Source organism: Thermobrachium celere DSM 8682 (assembly GCF_000430995.1).
In the GTDB taxonomy this organism is placed as follows: domain Bacteria; phylum Bacillota; class Clostridia; order Clostridiales; family Caloramatoraceae; genus Thermobrachium; species Thermobrachium celere.
This window is the reverse complement of the sequence record NZ_HF952018.1, coordinates 1568421-1593451: the sequence shown is the minus strand read 5'-3', so window position 1 is coordinate 1593451 and position 25031 is coordinate 1568421. Positions and strand designations below refer to the sequence as shown.

General features: G+C 31.1%; 18 protein-coding genes and 3 pseudogenes. 18 read left to right on the top strand and 3 right to left on the bottom strand.

Annotated features, from left to right (window positions below):
• Nucleotides 1–1086, top strand: a pseudogene (locus tag TCEL_RS08335) (IS1182 family transposase); the annotation flags it as partial.
• A gap of 49 nt (nt 1087–1135) precedes the next feature.
• Nucleotides 1136–1620 (top strand): annotated as a pseudogene (locus TCEL_RS08330) (transposase); the annotation flags it as partial.
• Between the two features lie 68 nt (nt 1621–1688).
• On the opposite strand, the gene TCEL_RS08325 reads toward TCEL_RS08330, so the two are convergent.
• Complete coding sequence (locus TCEL_RS08325) at nt 1689–3038, bottom strand: sensor histidine kinase (protein WP_018663110.1); 1350 nt, start codon at nt 3036–3038, stop codon at nt 1689–1691.
• Nucleotides 3035–3691: a response regulator transcription factor gene (locus TCEL_RS08320; RefSeq protein WP_018663109.1), complete on the bottom strand. Its 657-nt coding sequence runs from the start codon at nt 3689–3691 to the stop codon at nt 3035–3037. The genes TCEL_RS08325 and TCEL_RS08320 overlap by 4 nt, the downstream gene beginning before the upstream one ends.
• A gap of 164 nt (nt 3692–3855) precedes the next feature.
• On the opposite strand from TCEL_RS08320, the gene TCEL_RS08315 reads away from it, so the two are divergent.
• The 8 genes from TCEL_RS08315 (at nt 3856) to TCEL_RS13510 (ending at nt 12946) form a co-directional block, all read left to right on the top strand.
• Nucleotides 3856–4308, top strand: coding sequence for a DUF2680 domain-containing protein (locus TCEL_RS08315; RefSeq protein ID WP_018663107.1), 453 nt, complete (start codon nt 3856–3858; stop codon nt 4306–4308).
• Nucleotides 4309–4366: 58 nt separating this feature from the next.
• On the top strand, nt 4367–5224 hold the full coding sequence (locus TCEL_RS08310; RefSeq protein ID WP_018663105.1) for a 4Fe-4S binding protein: 858 nt from the start codon (nt 4367–4369) through the stop codon (nt 5222–5224).
• Nucleotides 5211–5696: a hypothetical protein gene (locus tag TCEL_RS08305; protein ID WP_018663104.1), complete on the top strand. Its 486-nt coding sequence runs from the start codon at nt 5211–5213 to the stop codon at nt 5694–5696. The genes TCEL_RS08310 and TCEL_RS08305 overlap by 14 nt, the downstream gene beginning before the upstream one ends.
• Before the next feature lie 335 nt (nt 5697–6031).
• On the top strand, nt 6032–7423 hold the full coding sequence (locus tag TCEL_RS08300; RefSeq protein WP_018663102.1) for a glycine--tRNA ligase: 1392 nt from the start codon (nt 6032–6034) through the stop codon (nt 7421–7423).
• Between the two features lie 13 nt (nt 7424–7436).
• The gene (locus tag TCEL_RS08295) at nt 7437–7814 is read left to right on the top strand and encodes a DUF6762 family protein (protein ID WP_018663101.1); all 378 of its coding nucleotides are present in this window, start codon (nt 7437–7439) and stop codon (nt 7812–7814) included.
• A gap of 144 nt (nt 7815–7958) precedes the next feature.
• The gene (locus TCEL_RS12845; RefSeq protein ID WP_018663099.1) at nt 7959–9305 is read left to right on the top strand and encodes a GGDEF domain-containing protein; all 1347 of its coding nucleotides are present in this window, start codon (nt 7959–7961) and stop codon (nt 9303–9305) included.
• The gene (locus tag TCEL_RS08290; protein ID WP_341348980.1) at nt 9284–10483 is read left to right on the top strand and encodes a putative bifunctional diguanylate cyclase/phosphodiesterase; all 1200 of its coding nucleotides are present in this window, start codon (nt 9284–9286) and stop codon (nt 10481–10483) included. Before TCEL_RS12845 ends, TCEL_RS08290 begins: the two co-directional genes overlap by 22 nt.
• A 432-nt stretch (nt 10484–10915) precedes the next feature.
• The gene (locus TCEL_RS13510; RefSeq protein ID WP_040683788.1) at nt 10916–12946 is read left to right on the top strand and encodes a methyl-accepting chemotaxis protein; all 2031 of its coding nucleotides are present in this window, start codon (nt 10916–10918) and stop codon (nt 12944–12946) included.
• Nucleotides 12947–12964: 18 nt separating this feature from the next.
• Here TCEL_RS13510 and TCEL_RS08280 read toward each other — a convergent pair whose 3' ends face one another.
• Nucleotides 12965–14047 (bottom strand): AlbA family DNA-binding domain-containing protein, encoded by a 1083-nt coding sequence (locus TCEL_RS08280; RefSeq protein WP_018663093.1) that lies wholly within the window; start codon nt 14045–14047, stop codon nt 12965–12967.
• Nucleotides 14048–14192: 145 nt separating this feature from the next.
• On the opposite strand from TCEL_RS08280, the gene TCEL_RS08275 reads away from it, so the two are divergent.
• The 8 genes and pseudogenes from TCEL_RS08275 to TCEL_RS08245 all read left to right on the top strand — a co-directional run bounded on the left by TCEL_RS08275 (nt 14193) and on the right by TCEL_RS08245 (nt 25002).
• Nucleotides 14193–16652, top strand: a complete 2460-nt coding sequence (locus tag TCEL_RS08275) for an ABC transporter substrate-binding protein (protein ID WP_018663091.1) — start codon at nt 14193–14195, stop codon at nt 16650–16652.
• A 242-nt stretch (nt 16653–16894) separates the two neighbouring features.
• The gene (locus tag TCEL_RS08270; RefSeq protein WP_018663089.1) at nt 16895–18034 is read left to right on the top strand and encodes an acyl-CoA dehydrogenase; all 1140 of its coding nucleotides are present in this window, start codon (nt 16895–16897) and stop codon (nt 18032–18034) included.
• 12 nt (nt 18035–18046) lie between these two features.
• Nucleotides 18047–18559 (top strand): annotated as a pseudogene (locus TCEL_RS08265) (electron transfer flavoprotein subunit beta); the annotation flags it as partial.
• Nucleotides 18528–19517 carry an electron transfer flavoprotein subunit alpha/FixB family protein gene (locus TCEL_RS13210; protein ID WP_018663085.1) on the top strand — a complete coding sequence of 330 codons (990 nt, stop codon included), beginning with the start codon at nt 18528–18530 and terminating at the stop codon, nt 19515–19517. The pseudogene TCEL_RS08265 and the gene TCEL_RS13210, both read left to right, overlap by 32 nt.
• Nucleotides 19518–19569: 52 nt before the next feature.
• The gene (locus TCEL_RS08260; RefSeq protein WP_018663084.1) at nt 19570–19992 is read left to right on the top strand and encodes a MaoC family dehydratase; all 423 of its coding nucleotides are present in this window, start codon (nt 19570–19572) and stop codon (nt 19990–19992) included.
• A 76-nt stretch (nt 19993–20068) separates the two neighbouring features.
• A complete protein-coding gene (locus TCEL_RS08255) occupies nt 20069–21814 on the top strand; it encodes a sigma 54-interacting transcriptional regulator (RefSeq protein WP_018663082.1) in 1746 nt (581 codons plus the stop codon).
• 241 nt (nt 21815–22055) lie between these two features.
• The gene (locus TCEL_RS08250) at nt 22056–23606 is read left to right on the top strand and encodes an acetyl-CoA--acetoacetyl-CoA transferase subunit alpha (RefSeq protein ID WP_018663080.1); all 1551 of its coding nucleotides are present in this window, start codon (nt 22056–22058) and stop codon (nt 23604–23606) included.
• Nucleotides 23607–23622: 16 nt separating this feature from the next.
• Nucleotides 23623–25002 carry a GntP family permease gene (locus TCEL_RS08245; RefSeq protein ID WP_018663078.1) on the top strand — a complete coding sequence of 460 codons (1380 nt, stop codon included), beginning with the start codon at nt 23623–23625 and terminating at the stop codon, nt 25000–25002.
• Nucleotides 25003–25031 lie beyond the last annotated feature (29 nt).

Sequence of the window (25031 nt, the reverse complement as noted above, 5' to 3'; positions counted from 1 at the left end):
TGAAGGACAATGTTATCAAAAATTTTTTGTGCTATATCTGTATCCTTAAAACGTCTTCTCCTATTTTGACTTATAGTTGAAGGTAAAGTTCTTTATACTGATTCAACACATCTTAAGGCTAACGCCAATAAGAGAAAATTTATTGAAAAAGAAGTTGAAAAATCTACTAAGGATTATATGTTAGAACTTGATAAAGCAATTGATGAAGATAGAATTGCTCATGGTAAAAAGCCTTTAAAAAAAACTGAAAAAACATCTGAAACTAAAACTATAAAAGAAAGTACAACTGATCCTGAAAGTGGTTATATGATTAGAGATGGTAAACCTGAAGGATTCTTTTATTTAGATCATAGAACAGTAGACAGTAAACATAATATTATTGTAGATGTTCACGTTACACCAGGAAATGTAAACGATGTAGATCCTTATTTAAGCAGAATTGATAGAATAATTAACACATTTAATTTTAATGTAAAGTATGTGGGATTAGATGCAGGATATTTTACAAACTATATTTGCAAAGGATTAGCGGATAGAAATATAACATATGCAATAGCAACTAAGTTAGGTCCTCATGAAAAGGGCAAATATACAAAAAATAAATTTCAGTATGTAAAAGAATGGGATGTATATGCTTGTCCTAATAATTGTTTTTTAAAATATAAGACTACCACCCGTCAGGGATATAAAGAATATGTTTGTGATAAAGAAATTTGTTCAAATTGTAGATTTAAAGATAAGTGCCTAACTGGAAAAAGTGAATTTAGAACTATTAGACGACATGTATGGGAAGAATATAAAGATAAAAACATAGCCTTTTTAAAAACTGATAAAGGTAAAAGAATATACAAAAGAAGAAAGGAAACAATAGAGCGAAGCTTTGCAGATTCGAAAGAATTACATGGGCTTCGCTATTGTCGCTTCCGCGGATTAGCTAAAGTAAGCGAACAATGCTTACTTACAGCAGCAGTTCAAAATATGAAAAAGATTGCAAGGGTACTATCCCTTTTATTTTTTAAAGGTATTAATAAAATATTTATGTTAAAATCAGAAATTTACTGTGAAAATTTATATGCTACCGCATAAATAAACCCCTTGATTTTTAGAATCAAGAGGTTTATCAACAATCTGAANTAAATTTCAGTATGTAAAAGAATGGGATGTATATGCTTGTCCTAATAATTGTTTTTAAAATATAAGACTACCACCCGTCAGGGATATAAAGAATATGTTTGTGATAAAGAAATTTGTTCAAATTGTAGATTTAAAGATAAGTGCCTAACTGGAAAAAGTGAATTTAGAACTATTAGACGACATGTATGGGAAGAATATAAAGATAAAAACATAGCCTTTTTAAAAACTGATAAAGGTAAAAGAATATACAAAAGAAGAAAGGAAACAATAGAGCGAAGCTTTGCAGATTCGAAAGAATTACATGGGCTTCGCTATTGTCGCTTCCGCGGATTAGCTAAAGTAAGCGAACAATGCTTACTTACAGCAGCAGTTCAAAATATGAAAAAGATTGCAAGGGTACTATCCCTTTTATTTTTTAAAGGTATTAATAAAATATTTATGTTAAAATCAGAAATTTACTGTGAAAATTTATATGCTACCGCATAAATAAACCCCTTGATTTTTAGAATCAAGAGGTTTATCAACAATCTGAAGCCACCCTAATGGGTGGCTAATTAATTAAATTGAATAATAAATGTAGTTCCCTCTCCAACCTTACTTTCAACCTCTATAGTTCCATTGTGTAGTTTAATTATTTCCTTTGCAATAGAAAGTCCAAGCCCACCTACACCCTTTTCTTTAACTCTATAAAACCTTTCAAATATAAAAGGAAGATGCTTTTCTTCAATTCCTTCGCCATTATCCTTTATTTCTATTTTAGGTTTACCTTCATTGCTAATATAAATTTCTATTATGCCATCATCCTTAGTATGTTTTATTGAGTTTGAAATTATATTTAAAATTGCCATCTCTAAATAATCAATATCACCTTCTATAAATACATCTTTTCCACTTATTATGATATTTCTATTTCCCTTTATTATTTTTACTTTATCTCTAATTTCGTTTATTAAATCATATAGATTTATTCTTTGAAATTTCAAATTTATGTTTCCAGATTCAATTTTTGATAGTTCCAAGTTTTCGTTAACAAGTTTATTTAATCTGTCTACCTCTTCAATTATACTTTGAATATATTCTTTTCGTTCTTCAAATGGAACTATATCGTCATAGAGTGCTTCTGCATACCCCTTTATTATACCAAGGGGAGTTCTAAATTCATGGGTAACATTTGCAATAAAATCTCGTCTTAATTTCTCAGTTTTAGATAGGTTTTCTGCCATTGAATTTATAGTATTTGATAGCTCTTCTATTTCATCATTAGTTTTAATCTTTAACCTAACATTATAATCTCCTTTAGATATTTTTTTAGCAGCAGTATTTATTTCAATAATTGGTTTTGTAAATTTATTACTAATTAGATAAGCACCTAAAAATGATAAAATTATTGCAATTAATAGTAAATAAGTAAATTGCTTAGAGATATTTGTTATAGCATTATTTATTTCAACTGTTGGTATGTGGATAAATATAGCAAAAGTGTCTCCGTTATATTTAGCAGGATACCCAAGAGAGATAATTTTACTTTGTCTTAGCATAATTTCGTCTGTTCTATATATAATTTTACCGTTTAAAACATCATATAAATAATTTTTTTCAATGTTCATTATCTTACCAGTCATACCCATCATATGTGAATACTCTTTGAAAATTATATTTCCACTGCCATCATAAATTGATATTCTAGCATTTAAAGTGGATGAAATTTTCTCTGTTTCTGAAGTTAGCTTATTAGGGGTTAAAAGATTTTTTTCAATAATTTGAGCATATGAGATAAGCTTATCCTTTTCAGTATTTGAATAGTATCTATTTAATATGTTACTTTGAAGGAGTACATTAAATACTAAAAGTATAATCATAAGAAGGCTCGTATATATAATTAATTTTGATCTAATTCCCTTCATTTTTTCACCTCAAATTTATATCCAAATCCTCGAACAGTTTGAATATAGTCCCTATATTCACCAAGCTTTTCTCTTATATTTTTAATATGAGTATCAACAGTTCTAAGGTCTCCATAATATTCATATCCCCAAACAGCATCAAGTATTTGTTCTCTAGATAGGGCTACATTCTTATGTTCATAAAGATATAAAAGAAGTTCAAATTCTTTTAAAGTTAAATCTATCGTATTGCCATTAACTTTAACTTCTCTTGCTGATTTATCAATCACTATTTCCTCTAATTCATTAGACTTATTAACTCTTTTTAAAATAGCACGAGTTCTTGCAACTATTTCTCTAGGGCTTGCAGGTTTTACAACGTAGTCGTCAACTCCAAGATCAAAACCAAACAGCTTATCATCCTCTTCACCACGTGCAGTTAGCATTATAACAGGCACATCACTTTCCTTTCTTATTGACCTTAAAACACTCCATCCGTCGCGTTTTGGAAGCATAACATCAAGTATAACAAGTGAATGCGCAAGAGGTGAGAAAAGATTTATAGCCTCTTCACCATCCTTTGCTTCATCTACAATATAGCCTTCATTTTCAAGATAAAGTTTTAAAACACGTCTTAATTTATCTTCATCTTCGACAATCAGAATTCTACTCATAAAAGCACCCCCTAATTCTGCTTTAACTATATATTAATACATAAATTTAAAAAATAAAATCAACTTCACAAAATCTACACAAAACTCTCATAATTAAATCACACTATGAAAATATAATCAAAGTATAAGATAAATCAATTAAATTTTTTAGGAGGTAGATTATTATGAAGATGAAAAAGATAGCTTTAGGACTTCTTATAACAGGAGTAGTTTCAACATCTGCACTTGCATATGCAGCAACAAGACCAGTTGACATAGTTTCTAAGTTAACTGGAAAAACAGTAGAAACTCTTTATCAAGAAAGAGCACAAGGAAAAACATATGGTACAATAGCGAAGGAAGCGGGAAAACTTGAAGAATTTAAGAATGAAATGCTAAAGAACAAAAAAGAGATATTAGACCAAAAAGTAAAGGAAGGAAAACTAACTCAAGCACAGGCAGAGCAAATTTTAAACTCAATAAAAAACAATATGGCAAATTGTGATGGTACAGGTTCACAAAGACTAGGACAAAAATATGGTGTTGGTTTTGGAAACGGACAAGGTAAAGGTAAGGGAAATGGTTTAGGATTAGGTCAAGGAATGAGAAGAGGATTAGGAAACGGCTATAACAAGTAATCAACAGATTAATAAGGGGGATTTTCCCCCTTACAATTATTAAAAGGTGGTGGATTAAATGACAAAGATTAAATCTTTGGATAGAAAAAGAAATGTAAAAATAAGGTTATTTGTTCAGATATTCTTTTTTACAATCATTTTATTAACCGCAATAAATCAATACCTTTCTAAAAAAAATATAACCATTCCTTTTATTTCAAATGCATCATTACATGGATTATGTCCATTTGGTGGAGTAGTATCAATATATAAATTTGTTACAGAGGGAAGTTTTGTCCAAAAGATACACGAATCATCCTTTGTTATGCTTGGATTAATAGTATTTTTATCTATTTTATTTGGACCTGTATTTTGTGGGTGGATATGTCCATTAGGATCAGTTCAAGAATGGTTAGGAAATATAGGAGAAAAAATATTTGGAAAAAGATATAATAAATTTGTTCCAAATAAATTGGATAATAAACTTAGATATATAAGATATTTTACATTCGCATGGATAGTATATGTTATAGCTAAGACAGGTAAGTTATTATTTAATGATATTGACCCTTATTATGCACTATTTAATTTTTGGACAGGCGAAGTTACAATACAAGCAATTATTTTACTTATTATTGTAATAATTTCATCTCTATTTATAGAAAGACCTTGGTGTAAATATTTATGCCCACTTGGTGGATTTTTAGGATTATTTAATTTTCTAAGCATATTCAAGATTAGAAGAAATAAAAATACATGCATTTCATGTAAAGCATGTGATATGGTATGTCCAATGAATATAGTCGTATCTGATAAAGAAGTAATTAAAAATCATCAATGTATAAGGTGCCTAAAGTGTACTTCTGAAGTTAGCTGTCCAGTTGAAAATACAGTAGTTTTAAGTACAAAGGATGGTGAAGAATATGAAGGTAAATAGCAAGATAATAGCTATTAGTATATTTTTAATTATATTTGGAGGTATAGGAGTAGCTAAGCTTATGGGAATTTGGAGGATAACTTCAACAAAGGTACCAAGTAAAATTACAGAGGGTGAATTTGCAGGTCAACTAAATCCAAATGATATAAGAGGTTCATATACCTTTAAAGATGTAGCTAAAAATTTTAATATACCAGAGCAGGATTTAGCAGATGCATTTTTAATAGATATAAGCCAAATTAGTATATTTAAATGTAAAGATTTAGAGACAAATTTTTCTGATACACAAGGTAAGGATATAGGTACAGGTGCTGTTAGAGCGTTTGTAGCTTTTTATAAAGGTATTGAGATTGAATTAAAAGAAGAAGCATATCTTCCAAAAGAGGCAGTTGAAGTTATAATAAAAAATGGTAAGCCAACACAAAAGCAGATAGAATATATGAAGAATCATAGCGTTGAGGTAAAAAAATGATTAATTGTTGTAATTTAAAATAAATTTTTTAGATATAATACATTATATAAGAATGCATATTAATAGTCCTTGACAAATTTTATCTATTTGTTATCATAAATTTTAAAGAAGTAAATATTTGTGCAATGAAAGGAAGGAGTAGCTGAAGGGCTCACTTCTAGCGAGTCGAGGAGGGTGAAAGCTCGGCAGTGGGTTTCAGTGAAGGGCAGCCTTGAGCACATTTTAAGAGTTGGGCCTTGTGCCAATAAGGGTGGAACCGCGGAAGTTAACCTTTCGTCCCTTGCCGGGATGAAAGGTTTTTGTTTTTGGTAAAATAAATAAAAGGAGGTATATATATGGCAGTCGAAAAGACTATGGATAAGATTGTTGCGCTTTGTAAAACAAGAGGCTTTATATTTCCAGGCTCAGAGATATATGGCGGACTTGCAAACACATGGGATTATGGTCCTCTAGGGGTAGAATTTAAGAATAATGTAAAGAGGGCTTGGTGGAAGAAGTTTATTCAAGAATGTCCATATAATGTAGGTCTAGATTCTGCAATACTTATGAATCCTCAAGTTTGGGTTGCATCAGGTCACGTTGGAGGATTTTCAGATCCACTTATGGACTGTAAAGAGTGTAAAGCAAGATTTAGGGCAGATAAACTAATTGAAGATTTTATGAAGAGTCAAGGTGTTGAAAATCCAATCGTAGATGGTTGGAGCAACGAAAAGATGAAGCAGTACATAGATGAAAACAAAGTTCCATGTCCAGAATGTGGTGCTACAAACTTTACAGATATAAGACAGTTCAATTTAATGTTTAAGACATTCCAAGGGGTTACAGAAGATTCAAAGGCACTTGTTTACTTAAGACCTGAAACTGCTCAAGGTATATTTGTAAACTTTAAAAACGTTCAAAGAACAACAAGAAAGAAGCTTCCATTTGGTATAGGACAGATAGGAAAATCCTTTAGAAATGAAATAACACCTGGAAACTTCACTTTTAGAACAAGAGAATTTGAGCAAATGGAACTTGAATTCTTCTGCAAGCCAGGAGAGGATCTAAAGTGGTTTGAGTATTGGAAGGATTTCTGTAAAAATTGGCTACTTAGCCTTGGCATGAAGGAAGAAAATATTAGACTTAGAGATCATTCAAAGGAAGAATTGTCCCACTATAGCAATGCAACAACAGATATAGAATATAAATTCCCATTTGGTTGGGGAGAACTTTGGGGTATTGCAGATAGAACAGACTTTGATTTAAAACAACACATCAACCATTCAGGAGAAGACCTTGTTTACTTTGACCCAGAAACAAACGAAAAGATTGTTCCATATTGTATCGAACCATCTGTTGGTGCAGACAGAGTTGCTCTTGCCTTCTTGATTGATGCATATGATGAAGAAGAATTAGAAGGTGGAGATGTAAGAACAGTTTTAAGACTACACCCAGCTCTTGCTCCATTTAAGGCAGCAGTACTACCTCTTTCAAAGAAACTTTCAGATGAAGCATATAAAGTATACGAAATGTTAAGTAAGAAGTTTATGGTTGACTTTGATGAAACAGGAAGTATAGGAAAGAGATATAGAAGACAAGATGAAATAGGTACTCCATTCTGTATAACATTTGACTTTGATTCATTAAATGACAACTCAGTAACAATAAGAGATAGAGATACAATGACCCAAGTTAGAATACCAATAAACGAAGTTGCAAAATATATAGAAGAAAGATTAGAATTCTAAAGAGGTGTAGTTTATGGAATTAGATGCAAAGGCTCTTGTTCTAATGAAGAGGGAGAACGGAGTGCTACAAGAAGAACTTGGGAGTTATGAAATAGATGAGGGAATAAATTTAGTTTATAAGGCATATGTAGAAGAAGATAAGGTATATCTTTACCTTACAACAAAGGATGATGTTTCAGATGAGGAATTCACACAAATATACGATATGTATGATCTAGATAAGTTAACTCAAATGGGATACGAAGTAGAGGAAGTTGACGACGAATACAACCCAATGTGGTGCGTAATTTTAGATTTTATTGATGATCATGAAGAGATGGAAGCTAGATTGAATGAGGTGATTTCATATCACAATAGTGAAATAAATAGGATATATTCAGAGCTAAGGTAATTTAATGCCCACCTATCTAAATAAGGTGGGCATTTCTATTAATATACAAATTACATATGTCTACATTTGTCGAAAATATTGTAAAAATGTTGAAAAATATGTATATTATTAACAAGTAAAATATAAGTTAAAATGGTGATTGTTATGAGAGTTAAGAAAGAAAATAAGAGTTTGGTTAATGCCTATAAGTTGATAGGGAAGCCTTTAATTGTAATAGTAATTTTAATAGCATCTATTACAATATATACAACATTTCTTATTAATAATGTAATTCTAAATAAGAGTAAAAATTATTTAATTACGCTTTCTAATCAAATTACACTAGGAATAGAAAACGAAATAAATGCATTAGACATTGTAAATAACTTAATAGAAGACAAGATAATATCAACTGCAAAATATGTTTCAGATTTAGAATATTTTTCTAACGAAGTTTTAAAAAATATAGCTCTTAAGCAAAATGTATTTGAGATAAATGTATTTTCTCCAAAAGGAGAAATACTATATTCTAATATAGATCAATATGTTGGAGCGATAGCTCCTAAAGAGCATCCTTTAAATAAATTTTTAATATTGGGTTATAACGAATGGTTAGAAGAGGCAATTAGAAAGGACCAAGAATCAGATAGATATTTAAGATATGGATATGCAAAAAGAAAGGATGGTAAAATAATTCAAGTTGGCTTGCTAGCTACTAAAATTAACAATTTAAAAGATAGGATGAATTATAGAAAAAACATAGAAAAATTGATAGAAGAAAATAAATTAAGCTTTTGTTCAATTTATGATTTAGAATTTAATAAATTTTATCATTGTGGTATAGATGATTCTAAAATACTTAGTAAAAATATAATCAGCAATAAAATAAAAAATCAAAGATATTGGATAGATAAAGAAAATAATATGATTATATATCTTTCAAGTATAAGAAACAGCAAAAAAATTATAAAAAAAGATAATAATGTATTTGGGTATTTAATTATAGGGATTTCAATTAGTGATGTTAAAAAAATAATAGTTACTAACATTGCTTTTTCATCTGCTATAATATTTTTAATTTTAGTTGCATCAATATTGATAATTAAATTTAGATTGATTATACCATTTGATAATTTAAAAAATGAACTAGAAAAAATAAACTTTAAACATAATTTTGAAGAATATCTTCATATTAAAGAAGATGATGCATTTAGAAATTTAAAGGTATATATCAATAATTTATTAAAAAGGATTTACCAATATATTAAAGAGATAAATGAAAATAAACAAGAACTTGAAGCTTCAAATGAAGAATTGAGTGCAGCATTGGAACAACTTGTTGCATATGAAGAAGAACTTCAGGATAAATATGATGAAATAAAAAAATATGTAAAAGAATTGGAAAATACTAGAGAAGAGATAAAATATCTTGCTTATAATGATTATCTTACGGGACTACCTAATAGGGCAAGCTTACAACAAGAACTTAAATTAGAATTAGAAAAAACTTAGAGGGATGTATCTTATTATTAGATTTAGATAATTTTAAAAATATTAATGATACATTAGGACATGTTTATGGAGACAATGTTTTAATAGACATATCAAAAATATTTAAAGAAATAGAAAATAATTATGATGGAGTAAAATTTTATAGGATGGGTGGAGATGAATTTATAGCTACATACAATTGTATAAATGAAATTAAAATAGAAGTTTTAGTAAAAGAGATAAAAAATAGGATTATTGATTATACAAGGAGCAGAGGAATAAATATATCAACAAGCATAGGTATAGCATTGTATCCAAAGGATGGGACATTAATTGAAGAGTTATTAATGAAGGCTGATATGGCTATGTATGAGGCAAAGGGAAGGGGTAAAAATACATATTTTTATTTTAATGTTAAAATGCAGGATGCTATTAAAGAGAGAACATATATAGAAAACAAATTAATAGAGTCACTTAAATATAATAATTTTGAAATATTGTATCAACCTATATATGATATCAAAACAGAAAAGATTGCATCATTTGAAGCGCTTTTAAGGATAAAAGATTTTAATATATCACCAGCCAAGTTTATACCAATCGCTGAAAAAAGTAATTTAATAGTTGACATAGGTAATTGGGTTATAAAAAATGTTGTACTGAAAATAAAAGAATGGATAGACTTAGGAATAGATGTGAAACCAGTTTCAATTAACATATCAGTAAAACAGTTTGTAGATGGAACTTTTTTAAACATATTAAAAGAATATATTAATAAATTTAACATTCCAACTAACTTAATACAATTAGAAATTACTGAAGGCTTGTTATTAGAAAAAAATGATTATACTATCCAAAAACTAAAAACTTTAAAAGAATTAGGAATTACAATAATATTAGATGATTTTGGAACAGGTTATTCTTCATTGAGCTACTTAACATATATTCCAGTTGATAAGATCAAATTGGACAAATCTTTAAATGATAAATTTTTAAAGAGAGAGTCTATAGAAACAATTAAAAATATTATTGGTCTTATAAAAAGTTTAAACTTGCTTGTAACTGCTGAAGGAATAGAAAATAGAGAACAAGTTGAAATATTAAAGGAGATAGGATGTGATTATGTTCAAGGATATGTATATTCAAAACCAATTGATTCAGAGAGATTATCAATTTTGTTAAAAGAATATAACAAATGATATTGTTTTCTTAATTTAATCATTATTTAACAGAAAATATAACTGTTTTTACATAATGTAACAATGTTTATAGAAGAATATGTATTATAACAAAAATAAAAGTGTAGTAATAAGAGGTATATTAAAGAATTTATTGATTAAAGCAATGAAAGAAAGTAAACAGATCAAAAGGCATTAAAACAGAGTCAATTAGTAGACATATTAATAATTAATTTTATCAAGGCGTTAAATAAATTAAATTTTTAAAAACTAATCTATATCTTTTTGATATTAGATTAGTTTTTTTAAAATTTTAAAATTGACAGAATATGCAGAATTATGAAGAAAAAATGTTGAATATTTTGTAAAATTTCATTATAATTTAAATTAATAGACAATAAATTTAACTTTAAAAAAACAAAATATAAAATATATTAAAAAGAGGTGATAATTTTGCTTAAAAATAAGATAAGCACTAATTCGATTAGAAATAAACTTATCTTTATACCAATACTGATTATATTAATATCAATGTTAGTATTAAGTTGGACAATCTCCTATACTACTAAAAAGAGTCTTATCAATAAAACGAAAGAAGATGGATTAGCATTATTAAATGATATAGCAAAGAGAATAGAAGATAATGAAAAGGCTTTAGAAATAGTAGATAATACATTAAATGAGAAAATTAAAAACATAGGTAATGTTGTCATAAGAAATAGAGCAAATATAAATAATGAGTATTTAAAAAATCTTGCAAAGGATTTGAAAGCAGATGAGATAAATTTGTTTTATAATGGACAAATTATATATTCCAATTATGATGAATATGTTGGGTGGAAAGCACCAGAAGATCATGCAGCATATAAATTTTTAAAAGGGAATGAAAATTTTGAAGTTGAGGAAATAAGGAAGGATTCTGTATCAGGAGAATTTAAAAAATATGGATATGTTAGGGATAAAGATGGATATTTTGTTCAAGTAGGGATAAATGCAAATGAAATTAATGAACTTACAAAAAAGTTTTCAAAGCAAAGATTAGTTGAAGAATTGGCATCTAGAGGGAATATTGTTTATGCTCTTTTTATAGATAAAAATTTAAAGGCAGTTGCTCATAGTAATAAAGATAGAATTGGAATAGAGCTAAATGATCAGGGAAGTAAAGCTGCAGCAATTGAGGGGAAGGTATATAGTTCAGAATTTTATTATGAAGCAGAAAAGGTTAAAGTTTATGATGTAATATTGCCTGTTTTTGTAGATGGAAAACATATAGGGGCTATTGATATAGGTTTTTCGATGGAACCTATTTATAAAACTATAAATAAAAATTTATTGAATATAATTATTTTAGGTCTTATTATTTTTGTGCTTTTAGCTTTTGTCTTATATTATACAGCTAGTGATGCAGTTAAAATAATTAAAAAAATAGAAGAAGATATGGTTTTATTATCAGAAGGTAATTTTAAAGTAAATATATCTGATAAATTATTAAGAAGAAAAGATGAATTTGGTCAAATAGCATTAGCAGTTAACAACATGTTAAATTCTGTAAAAATCATGATACAAGAGGTTAAACAAAGCACAGAGGATGTCCTAATTAATTCGGAAAGTTTATCTGCAATTTCAGATGAGATGGCAGCTTCCTCACAAGAAGTAGCAAAAACTATGCAGCAAGTAGCAGAGGGATCCTCATCTCAAGCTAGTGATTTACAAGAAGTAGCTATTCTTATGAATGAGTTATCTAATAAGATAGAAAATGTATATAATGAATTAAAAGATGTAAAATTGGAGTCTGATAATGCTGTAGTAAAGGCTAATGCTGGTACTAAAGAAATGGAAAAGCTTGTTAGGTCTATAAATGAAATTAAAAATGCATTTAATTTAGTTATTAATAAAGTTAATAATTTAACTAATTCAATAAAAGAAATAAACAATATAACAGCTGCGATAAATTCAATATCAGAACAAACAAATCTTTTAGCATTAAATGCAGCAATAGAAGCAGCACGAGCAGGAGAAGTAGGCCGAGGTTTTGCAGTTGTTGCTGAAGAGGTTAGAAAATTAGCAGAAGAATCTAAAAAATCAACTGCAGAAATAGTATCATTGATAAATTCAATACAAGTTGATACAGTTGAAGTTATTAAAACATCAAATGAAGTAAGTAATTTTATTGATGAACAAACAAGTGTAGTTGAAAATTCAGTTATGGCATTTACTGACATAATGGAGTCGGTTGAAAAGATAGGTCCACTGGTTACAAAGACTTATAGAGAAATGGATGAAATGGAAAAAGCTAGAGAAAATGTACTGGCAAAAGTAGAAACATTAAGTGCTGTTACACAAGAAAATACAGCTGCTTCAGAGGAAGTTGCAGCATCATCTGAAGAACTTTCAGCTTCATCTCAAGAAGTTGCAGCTACTGCACAAAACTTAAATCAGATGGCAAATAAATTAGCAAATGCTGTAAGTAAATTTAAAATCTAATAAGGTAAGGCTTTAGCCTTACCTTATTATTATTTTAGTTATATCTTGCGATGGTCCCTCAAATACCTTTACTTTCTTTAGTTTCTTTACGTTAGGATATAAAAATTTTTTATTTTCATCTAAAACAAGCAGTTTAAGATACAGCCATATATTCTTAAACTCAACTTTTTTAAAATTATTTTTGTTAATTAATCCAGGGACAATTATTTCTAATTTGTCCTTATATACATTAACTTCTATGCATTTATTTATTTTTAGATAGTTTCTTTCTATAATTGATTTTGCTAAACAGAAATTAACAGAGTCATGATTTTCAAACTTCTTTAAAGAAAAAATTGTGCTACTAGCTTTTTCAAGACAATTTATTATGTTTCCACAGCAGGTTGTGATATCAACATTTGCACTATCGATGAAATTTTTTATTAAAATAGTTGTATGGGGAAGGTAAATCTGAGGGTTACTTGAAAAAAGAAGTATTCCACCTATTGTTGGATAAAATTTTTTTGTTTCTTTATCTTGATATATAAAACCAGAAGATAAAAGCTGGGATTCATCACCAGTGTAGTTTAGTCCAGATAAGCTGAAATATTTCTTGATAAGATTGACATCATAGTCTGAGATTTGACCATTAAACACAGGAGTTTGTTCAAAATGTATAAGCCCATACTCCTGAAGCATATATGCAATTTCTTCTTTGTGCATAAAATCTGTTGTTGAACCACGTCTTATATAAAATGTTCCATTTTCTTTAAGTTGATGTGGACGATTGTTTGAATTGTAGATTGTAATGATGCCAATATTTTTCCCGTGAAGGTTTACAACCTCAGCTGTTATAGAAACAGGTGGGTCTATTCTTGTACTTATTATTTGTTGTATTTTTTCTTCATTAAAATCCTCCTTATTAATCCCAACTACCTTTTTTGTTTTATCTTCAACACCATATATTATATATCCTCTTCCACCAAAACTGTTTGCAATAGCACAGACGTCCCTTGCAAGTTCTTTTTTTTCACCTTCTGTATTTAAATATATGTTTTCCTTAAAATCAAGTTTTGGTCCTTCAGGCTTAGATAATAGTAATTGAAGTTTTTTTATATTCACTTAGTTCACCTCGCTACTATTCTAGTAAGATAGTATGATATTATATTTAAAATGATGTTAAATTTATTTTATCATACAGGTGTTAAGAAAAATTAAATAATGCCGATAAATAAATGTAATATTAGATTTTATAGGGGGTAGCTATATGTTTTTTAGACGCAAAGTTTCAGAGACAGCCGCGACTAAAACAGATTTTATTCCAGAGATTAAAAAGGTTGAATCTGATAAGAAGCTATATTTATTAAAGAAAAATCAAAAATCTATAGTTGATAGAATAACAGCAAAACTTGATGAGACTAAAAATACAGCTGAATCCTTAATTGGCTCTATTACTACCATAACAAAAGATGTAGAAGTTCAAATGAGTGCTATAGAAAATCTAGTAAATGAGATAAATCAATATACTGCCCTTGCAGAAGAAGTTTATGCAAGTACAATAAATTCAGAGCAGATAGCTGTTGAAACACTTGAAACTGCAAAAAAAGGTAATAGTGCTGTTCAAGTTTCAATAGATGCAATGAATCAAATAGAAACTTCAATGAATTATGTAAGGGATGCTGTTGTTTCTTTAGAGGAAAAGGCAGCACAGATAAATGAAATGTTAAAAATTATAAGAGATATTGCAGAGCAGACAAATTTACTTTCATTAAATGCTTCAATTGAGGCTGCACGTGCAGGAGAAGCAGGAAGAGGATTTGCAGTTGTTGCATCTGAAGTTAAAAAGCTTGCAGAAAGAAGTAGGGAGTCTGCCGATAAAATATCAAATACAATTAAGGAGATAAACTCAAGCATAAGGGAAACAATAGATGCTATATCAAAGAGCAATCAAAAGGTTAAAGAGGGTGTTGAAAAGGCACATCATACAATGGAGGTATTTAATGATATTATAGAGGCTGTAAATACAACAGCAAGAACTTCATTAGAGATTAAAAATGCAATACAAGAGCAGACACAGAGTCTAGAGAAGGTTATAAATTCAACTCAAGAAATGAATTCAACTTCAGAGAAGGTAATGGCAAAGGTTGAATCTGCAGCACTATCAACTGAATATACTAAAAATGCAATTGAATCATTAATTGAAGTATCACATGATTTAAGGAATGTTTCAGATAGCCTATTATCAAGATTAGAAGAGGGAGAGGAAGAAAAGAAGGTATTAAGGACAATAATAAATGGAAAGCCATCAACTTTAGATCCTGCAATGGCATTTGATCAGCAAAGTGCCAAGATATTTATAAATGTACATGCAGGTCTTTTAATGCCAGGTCTTGGTGTAGATGTATATCCTGGTATTGCAAAAAGCTGGTATGTTAAGGATGACAATTTAACATGGGTGTTTAATCTTAAAAGAGGTATCAAATTTCATAATGGAAGAGAAGTAACTGCACAGGATGTTAAATATTCCTTTGAAAGATTATTAAGCCCAAAGTTGAATTCACCAAACTCATGGTTCCTATTTGATATTGAAGGGGCTTTAGAGTTTAATCAAGGTAAGGCAAGAGAAGTGAGTGGAATAAACGTTTTAGATAGATATTCTATTTCATTAAAACTTAAAAAGCCGTATACAGGATTTTTATTAAATCTTGCTCAAAGCTGCTGTTCAGTTATTGCAAAAGAAGATGTAGAAAGGGGTATATTTACAGGTTGTGGACCTTATAGGATTATAGAAACTAGTGAGAATGGTTGCGTTTTAGAAGCATTTAAGGATTTCTTTGGTGGAACAGCCTATATTGATAGGGTAGAAATAGTATATGAGGATAGTGACCTAGTAGAAAAATTTGTTAATAAAGAATATGACTTCATTCCGGTTGATGATAAATTTACATTTGAGAAGATTAAGGAAGCTGGTCTTGAAGGTAGTGTAAAATTACAAAATGTTATGACAACAACCTATATAGGTATAAATTTAAGAAGTTCTTCAGAGTTTGTTCGTGATAAGGATGTTAGAAAGGCACTAAACTATGCAATAAATAAGAGAAGGATAATTGAGGATATAATGGGAGGAATGGCGGTTGAATCAAGAGGACCACTTCCACCAAGTATAATCGATAACAAGTATTTAAAAGGATATGAATATAATCCTCAAAGAGCAAAACAACTATTAAGTGGCAAGGGAATTAGAGAAAAACTTGTAATTCAAGTAAGACAAGGAAATGGCAATACTGCAAATGAAAAGATAGCTGAATACGTTGCTCAGGATTTAAAGGCTGTAGGTATTGACTGTGTTATAGATAAAGTTCCTGCAGAAAAATATTTAAAGCCAGAGAGTATTGCAAGATGTCACATGTTTATTAGTGGATGGGTTGCAGATACAGGTGATGCTGACAACTTCCTAGAACCGTTATTTAATCCTGCAAACTTTACAGACTTTACAGGATATGATAACAAAGAAGTAGTAGAGTTAATGGCTAAGGCTAAAACAATTATAAACCCTGAAAAGAGGGTTGAGATGTATAAACACATACAAGAGATAATAGTAGATGATGCACCATGGGTATTCTTATATCATCCTCAATCTGGTTTTGCATACCATAAACATTTAGCAGGAGTTAGATTAAGTTCGCTTGGAAAGATTAAATTTGACGATATAATGATGATAGATTGATAGATGTATTAAAATCAGGACATATTAAGTTTTGTGTCTTTATAAATGTACAGAATTCAGGACAAATTAAAATTTTATATTAAGCATAGTGTATTAAAAACAGGACAAATTAAAATGTCCTGTTTTTATTTTATTACACAATGTTTATATTTTAACTATCCTATACATATTTATTTTGGCATGGTAATTGCTTATATAATGTTGATTTCAAGTTAAATAAATAACAAATTTGGGGTGATAATATGGATTTTTCACTAACAAGGGAACAGCAGCTTGCAAAGGAAATGTTTGAAAAGTTTGTAGAGAATGAAGTAAGACCAATTGCAGCTGAAATTGATGAAACAGAAAGATTTCCAATTGAAACTGTAAAGAAGATGGGCAAGCTTGGAATGATGGGTATCCCATTTGAAAGAGAAGTAGGGGGTGCAGGTGGAGACTTCATAACATACATCATGGCAGTTGAAGAACTTGCAAAGGCTTGTGCTACAACTTCAGTTATTCTATCTGCCCATACATCCCTATGCTGCTGGCCAATATATACATTTGGTACAGATGAGCAGAAACAAAAATATCTTCCAAAGCTTTTAAAGGGAGAGTATCTTGGTGCCTTTGCACTAACTGAACCAAACGCAGGAACAGATGCAGCAAGCCAGCAAACAACAGCAAAGCTTGAGGGAGACTACTACATACTAAATGGTAGCAAGGTATTTATAACAAACGGTGGATATGCTGATGTATTTATTGTTTTTGCTATGACAGATAGAAGCAAAGGAACAAAGGGAATATCAGCCTTCATCGTAGAGAAGGGATTTGAAGGCTTTTCAATAGGAAAAATTGAGGAGAAGATGGGTATTCGTGCTTCCTCAACAGCAGAGTTAATTTTTAAAGATTGTAAGGTTCCAAAGGAAAATCTACTTGGTAAAGAAGGTATGGGCTTTAAGATTGCTATGGCAACACTAGATGGCGGTAGAATAGGTATTGCAGCACAGGCTCTAGGTATTGCCGAAGGCGCACTAAATGAGGCTGTAAAGTACATGAAGGAGAGAAAACAGTTTGGAAAGACTATTGCAACATTCCAAGGCCTACAGTTCTATATAGCAGAGATGGCAACTAAGGTTGAGGCTGCAAGAAACTTAGTGTACAAGGCTGCTTGGAAAAAGCAGACAGGACAAAATTACAGCATGGATGCTTCTATGGCAAAGCTTTACGCTTCAGAAACTGCTATGGAGGTTACAACTAAGGCTGTTCAGATATTTGGTGGTTATGGATATACTAAGGACTACCCTGTTGAAAGAATGATGAGGGATGCTAAGATCACTGAAATATACGAAGGAACTTCAGAAGTTCAAAAGATGGTTATTTCTGCAAACATTCTAAAGTAGTGGGGTGATGGTATGAATATTTTAGTTTTTATAAAGCAGGTTCCAGATACTAACGAAGTTAGAATAGATCCAAAGACAGGAACTCTAATTCGTGAAGGTGTTCCAAGTATTATAAATCCAGATGATAAAAATGCAATTGAAGAGGCACTTAGAATAAAGGAAGAGGTTGGAGCTAAGGTAACTGTTGTTACTATGGGACCACCTCAAGCAGAAAAGGCTCTAAGAGAAGCACTTGCTATGGGTGTTGATGAGGCTGTTTTATTAACAGATAGAGCATTTGCAGGGGCAGATACTTGGGCAACATCCCTTGTTCTTGCAAAGGCTGCAGAAAAGCTTGGCTATGACTTAATATTTGCAGGAAGACAGGCAATAGATGGTGATACTGCACAGGTTGGACCTGAAATTGCGGAGCACTTAAACCTTCCTCAAGTTACATATGTTGAAAAGGTTGAGGTTTTAGATGGTGAAGTTAGGGTAAGACGTGCACTAGAGGATGGATACGAAACGCTACGCGTTAAGCTTCCTNAAGGTTAGCCTTGAGCTTTTAGGTAAGGCAAGGGAGATTGCAGATAAGCTTGATGGTGAAGTTGTTGCAGTTTTATTAGGATATGAAGTAGACAAGTTAACAGATACCTTAATCCACCATGGTGCAGATAGGGTTATATTAATAGATAACATCAATTTAAAACACTATACAACAGATGCCTACACTAAGGCAATTTGTGAACTAGCAAATGAAAAGAAACCTGAAATCATATTTATAGGTGCAACATATATAGGACGTGACCTTGGTCCAAGAGTTGCCGCAAGGCTAAAAACAGGACTTACAGCAGACTGTACAGGCCTTGATGTAGATGATGAAACAAAGAACCTTCTTATGACTCGTCCAGCCTTTGGCGGAAATATTATGGCAACAATTGAGTGTCCAAACCATAGACCTCAAATGTCAACTGTAAGACCAGGGGTGTTTAATGTTCCTTGTGCTGATTATGCAAGAAAGGGAGAAGTTGAAAGATTTAATGTTGACATAAAGGAAGATGATATAAAGGTTAAGATTGAAGAGATTGTAAAGTCAATGAAGGAAAAGATAGATATAACTGAAGCAGATATTATAGTTGCAGGTGGACGTGGAGTTGGAAATAAGGAAGGATTTAATTTACTTAAGGAGCTTGCAGATGTACTTGGAGGAATAGTTGCAGGTTCAAGAGCAGCTGTTGACTCAGGATGGATAGAAAAGGACAGACAAGTAGGACAAACAGGAAAGACAGTAAGACCAAAGCTTTACATTGCCTGCGGTATTTCAGGTGCTATTCAGCATCTTGCTGGTATGCAGGAGAGTGAGTATATAGTGGCTATAAACAAGGATGGAGATGCTCCAATTATGTCTGTTGCAGACCTTGCTATTGTTGGAGACCTATATAAAGTTGTTCCTGAACTTATTAATGAAATTAAAGCCTATAAGCAGTCCTGTGAAGTAATGTAAGGCAGCTGACCATATTGGCAGTTGACCTTTAATATAAAATAGGGGGGAGACTATGTTAGGTAAATCAATTAATGAAATTAATTTAGGGGATAGGGCATCCTTTGAAAAGACAATTTCAGAAACAGACATATATTTATTTGCAGGTATTACAGGGGATTTAAATCCAGCACATATAGATCAAGTTGAAGCTGAAAAGAGCATGTTTAAAGGAAGAATAGCTCATGGGATATTAGTTTCAGGGTTGATTTCAACTGTTTTAGGAATGTATTTGCCAGGACCTGGAACAATATATCTAGGACAGGAATTGAAATTTTTAGCTCCAGTTAGAATAGGTGACACTATAAGGGCAGAGGTTGAGGTTATAGAAAAGATAGAGGAAAAGAATAGAATTAAATTAAAGACACAATGCATAAATCAAGAGGGTAAGGTTGTAATAGATGGTATTGCTACTGTAATGCCACCTAAAAAAGCATAAAGAGGGCTTTGCCCTCTTTTATTTTTAATTTTCTAAAGATAAAATATTATTAGATAAAGGGTAAAGGGGGATTAAGTTGGTTCAATTTAAAGTAAAAAATTATATAAATGAAAACTCACTGTGTTTAAAGGATTATGAGGATAATCAAGATGTTATTGAGAAGTTTATAGAAAGCAGGTATGATATATTACCAGTTATAAATTCAAAAAAGAAATTTATAGGATTTATTGAAAGAAAGGATATTTTTAAATGCTTAAAGGATAAAGAATTTTGCAAAATGATTGATAAGGATTTAAGTAAAGTTATCATAGCAAAAAGAGAAACAAATATAAAAGAGATAGTAAGCAATATATATAAAACAGTTGTTTTAGATGAAAAAGATGAATTTTTAGGAATGATTGATTATGACAAGTTAGGAGCTGGTTTTAAAGAAATTATAGATGAGTTTGATAAGCAGATGGACTATTCCTTTGTATTAAATACTATACTAGAGACAGTATATGATGGAATACTAGTTGTTGACGCAGAAGGATATATAAAATTTATAAGTAAAGCATACTGTAAATTTTTAGGAGTAAAAGAGGAGGAAGTAGTAGGCAAACACGTTACGCAGGTAATTGAAAACACTAGGATGCATATTGTTGCAAAAACTGGTATTCCAGAGTATGCTCATATTCAAAAGATAAATGGAAATTACATGGTGGCGACAAGAATACCTGTATTTAAAGATGGTAAAATAATGGGGGTAGTTGGTAAGGTCCTATTTAGAAATTTAGATGAACTTGAGGATTTACATAACAAAATAAGAGGATTTGAAAATGAGCTTAAGGAGTATAAAGGAGAACTTAAGAACTTAAATCAATCACAGTATAACTTTGAAGATATAATTGGAAGTAGTTCAAAAATAGTTGAAGTGAAAAAATTAGCCATGAAGGCATCGCTAACAGACTCAAATGTTTTAATCATGGCTGAAAGTGGGACAGGTAAGGAGCTATTTGCCCATGCTATACATAGAAACAGCAAGAGATGTTATTCAGCTTTTGTTAAGGTAAACTGTGCAGCAATTCCTCATGAACTTCTTGAGGCTGAACTTTTTGGATATGATGAAGGAGCCTTTACAGGTGCTAAAAAGGGTGGAAAAATTGGTAAGTTTGAAATAGCAGATGGAGGAACTATTTTTTTAGATGAAATAGGAGACATGCCTTTAAATATGCAGGCAAAACTTTTAAGGGTAATTCAGGAAAAGGAAATTGAAAGGGTTGGAAGTACAACACCTAAAAAGATTGATGTTAGAATAATTGCAGCAACAAATAAAAATCTTGAGGAACTTGTAGCTCAAGGCAAATTTAGGGAAGATTTGTATTATAGACTAAACGTAATAACGCTAAATATACCTCCACTTCGTGAAAGAAAGAAGGATATAAGCGAGCTTGCTTATTATTATTTAAATAAACTTTCGGCTAAATATAATAAAAGGGTAGAGAGTATATCCAAAAATGCTCTAAAGAAGCTAGTAGAATACAGCTGGCCAGGTAACATTAGAGAGCTTATAAACGTAATTGAGCGAGCGGTTAATATAATTGAAGATGAACAGGAGCTTGATCTTCATCATCTACCTAGCAAGATTTCAGGAATAAGCAGGATGACATACATAAAGCCTTTAGATGATATTTTGAGGGAAACAGAAAGGAATGTTTTGATTGATGCCTTAAAGTATACAAAAGGTAACAAAAGCGAAGCAGCAAAGCTTTTAAAGATAAGTAGATCTAATTTTTATGAAAAGTTACAAAAATATAATCTGAATGAAGAAGTAAAAAGATAATTAAGTATTAAATGTGTACAAAAATCAGGACAATGTTAAAAATATGTCAAAAATGGTGTCCTAAAATTAGGACACCATTTTATATGTTTAAGGCAAAAGTGTTCGAAAAATAATACAAAAATTCAGAATAATAAAAAAGCAGATAACTTTTTATGGAACTTAAAACATAAAAGAATTGGCATATATTTTGCTTTAATTAATTGTGACTAAAGATTTATTCGAATGATGTGGAGGGGAGACTATGAGAAACAAGGTTATGACAGCTTATGAAGCAGTAAAGCTTATAAAGGATGGAGATGTTGTTGCAACAGGGGGATTCGTTGGTAATGGACATCCTGAGGAGCTCACCATTGCACTTGAAAAGCGCTTCTTAGAAGAGGGACAACCTAGAAATATTACATTGGTTTATGCTGCAGGTCAAGGTGATGGAAAGGAAAGAGGACTAAATCATATCGCTCATGAAGGACTTATCAAAAGGGTTATAGGTGGACACTGGGGACTTGCTCCAAAGCTTCAAAAGTTAGCAATTGAGAACAAAATTGAAGCTTACAACCTACCACAAGGAGTTATAAGCCATCTATTTAGAGACATAGCAGCAGGTAAACCAGGTACTATAACTAGGGTTGGACTTAAAACATTTGTTGACCCAAGAATTGAGGGCGGAAAAATAAATGAAGTTACAAAGGAAGATATAGTTGAACTTATTAATATTCATGGTTCAGAATACCTTTTCTACAGAGCATTTCCTATAAATGTTGCTTTAATTAGAGCTACATATGCAGATGAATTCGGAAATGCAACACTTGTAAAAGAAGCTGTTACATTAGATTCTCTAGCAATGGCACAGGCTGCTAAGAATTCAGGTGGAATAGTTATTTTACAAGTAGAAAAGGTAGTAAAATATGGATCACTTGATCCAAAGCTTGTAAAGATACCTGGTATACTTGTTGATGCAATTGTTGTAGCAGAAGCTAAAAACCATATGCAGACATTTGCAGAACAATACAACCCAAGCTACACAGGTGAAATTAAGATTCCTGTTGGACAAATTCCAAAGATGCCTCTTGATGAAAGAAAGATAATAGCAAGAAGAGCAGCTATGGAACTTATACCTAATGCAGTAACAAACTTAGGTATAGGTATGCCTGAGGGTGTTGCTATGGTTGCAAGTGAAGAGGGAATAAATGACATGGTACTTACTGTTGAGGCAGGTGGAATTGGAGGAGTTCCAGCAGGAGGATTGAGCTTTGGAGCAACTATCAATCCAGATGCAATAATTGATCAAAACTGTCAGTTTGACTTCTATGATGGAGGCGGACTAGATGTTGCCTTCTTAGGACTTGCACAATGTGATGAAAAGGGTAATGTTAACGTAAGTAAGTTTGGACCAAAGATAGCAGGATGTGGTGGATTTATAAACATAACTCAAAATGCTAAAAAGGTTGTTTACTGCGGAACATTTACAGCATCAGGACTTGAGGTAGGCGTAGATAATGGAAAGCTAGTTATAAAATCAGAGGGAAAGGTTAAGAAGTTCTTAAAGCATGTAGAACAAATAACCTTCAGTGGTGATTATGCAAGAGAAGTAGGTCAAAAGGTACTTTATATTACAGAAAGAGCTGTATTTGAGCTAACAAAGGATGGAATGGTATTAAAGGAAATAGCACCAGGTGTTGACTTAGAAAAGGATGTATTAAATTTAATGGACTTTAAGCCAATCATTGATGAACACTTAAAGATTATGGATGAAAGGATATTTAAGGACGAGGTTATGGGATTGAAAATTAAATAAATAAAGGGGGATTAATATGTTAGGAGTAATAGGTATTATATTATCGCTTGCCCTACTTATGTATTTAGCTTATAGAGGTATTACAGTTCTTGTACTTGCTCCACTATTAGCTTTACTTGCTGCACTATTTACAGGTGGAACACCTCTTATGGCAACCTATACAGAAGTTTTTATGAAGAACTTAGCTAACTATGTAAAATTGTACTTCCCTGTATTTATGTTAGGTGCATTGTTTGGTAAGGTTATGGAAGATTCAGGTAGTGCTAAGGCTATTGCACATTACATTGCAAGCAAATTAGGTAAAGAAAAGGCTATAATGGCAGTTGTTTTATCATGTGCTATCTTAACATATGGTGGAGTATCACTTTTCGTTGTTGCTTTTGCTGTTTATCCAGTTGCAGCACACCTATTTAAAGAAGCAGGCATTCCAAAGAGATTAATACCAGGTGCTATTGCATTAGGTTCCTTTACATTTACAATGACAGCTCTTCCAGGAACACCACAAATTCAAAATGCTATTCCTATGCCATTCTTTGGAACAAACGCATATGCAGCTCCAATACTTGGTATAGTAGCAGCAATCATAATGGCTGGTCTTGGAATTTGGTGGCTACAAACAAGAGCTAAAAAGGCAATGGCTGAAGGCGAAGGTTATGGATATCATCCAAATGAATCCTTTACAGAAATAGACGAAAGCAAGCTTCCAAGCTTCTGGGTAGCACTAGTTCCAATTATATTAGTTCTTGTTATTAACTTTATACTTTCAAAATACTACTTCCCAAGAATTAATGCAGACTACTTAGCACAAGAACCATATAAAACATCTCTAAAGAGTGTTGCAGGTATTTGGAGTTTAATAATAGCGTTAGTTATAGCTATTATAACTGCCTTTGTAATCCATAGAAATAGAATAGATAATATTTTAAAGACATTAAACAATGGTATATTTGGATCATTCTTACCAATATTAAATACAGCATCAGAGGTTGGATATGGTAATGTTATTGCATCACTTGCATCATTTGTAATTATCAAGAATGCAATACTTGGAATTTCATCAAACCCACTTATTTCAGAAGCAATATCAGTTAATATTCTTGCAGGTATTACAGGATCAGCTTCTGGTGGTATGAGTATTGCACTTGGTGCACTTGGAAAACAATATATGGAAATGGCAACACAAATGGGAATTAATCCAGAAGCACTTCATAGAATTGCAACAATTGCCTGTGGTGGATTAGATTCACTTCCACATAATGGTGCAGTTGTAACATTGCTTGGAATTTGTGGAATGACACATAAGGAATCATATAAGGATATTGGTATGGTAAGTGTTGTTATTCCATTAATTGCATTAGTTGTAGCATTAATACTAGCAAGCTTTGGAATAGTTTAATTAGTATACAAGGACAGTGCCGATTTTGG

Bases quoted from the DNA above. Each gene is read 5' to 3' on its own strand.
- TCEL_RS08325 (WP_018663110.1), bottom strand. From the start codon at position 3,038: ATGAAGGGAATTAGATCAAAATTAATTATATATACGAGCCTTCTTATG.
- TCEL_RS08320 (WP_018663109.1), bottom strand. From the start codon at position 3,691: ATGAGTAGAATTCTGATTGTCGAAGATGAAGATAAATTAAGACGTGTT.
- TCEL_RS08315 (WP_018663107.1), top strand. From the start codon at position 3,856: ATGAAGATGAAAAAGATAGCTTTAGGACTTCTTATAACAGGAGTAGTT.
- TCEL_RS08310 (WP_018663105.1), top strand. From the start codon at position 4,367: ATGACAAAGATTAAATCTTTGGATAGAAAAAGAAATGTAAAAATAAGG.
- TCEL_RS08305 (WP_018663104.1), top strand. From the start codon at position 5,211: ATGAAGGTAAATAGCAAGATAATAGCTATTAGTATATTTTTAATTATA.
- TCEL_RS08300 (WP_018663102.1), top strand. From the start codon at position 6,032: ATGGCAGTCGAAAAGACTATGGATAAGATTGTTGCGCTTTGTAAAACA.
- TCEL_RS08295 (WP_018663101.1), top strand. From the start codon at position 7,437: ATGGAATTAGATGCAAAGGCTCTTGTTCTAATGAAGAGGGAGAACGGA.
- TCEL_RS12845 (WP_018663099.1), top strand. From the start codon at position 7,959: ATGAGAGTTAAGAAAGAAAATAAGAGTTTGGTTAATGCCTATAAGTTG.
- TCEL_RS08275 (WP_018663091.1), top strand. From the start codon at position 14,193: ATGTTTTTTAGACGCAAAGTTTCAGAGACAGCCGCGACTAAAACAGAT.
- TCEL_RS08270 (WP_018663089.1), top strand. From the start codon at position 16,895: ATGGATTTTTCACTAACAAGGGAACAGCAGCTTGCAAAGGAAATGTTT.
- TCEL_RS08260 (WP_018663084.1), top strand. From the start codon at position 19,570: ATGTTAGGTAAATCAATTAATGAAATTAATTTAGGGGATAGGGCATCC.
- TCEL_RS08250 (WP_018663080.1), top strand. From the start codon at position 22,056: ATGAGAAACAAGGTTATGACAGCTTATGAAGCAGTAAAGCTTATAAAG.
- TCEL_RS08245 (WP_018663078.1), top strand. From the start codon at position 23,623: ATGTTAGGAGTAATAGGTATTATATTATCGCTTGCCCTACTTATGTAT.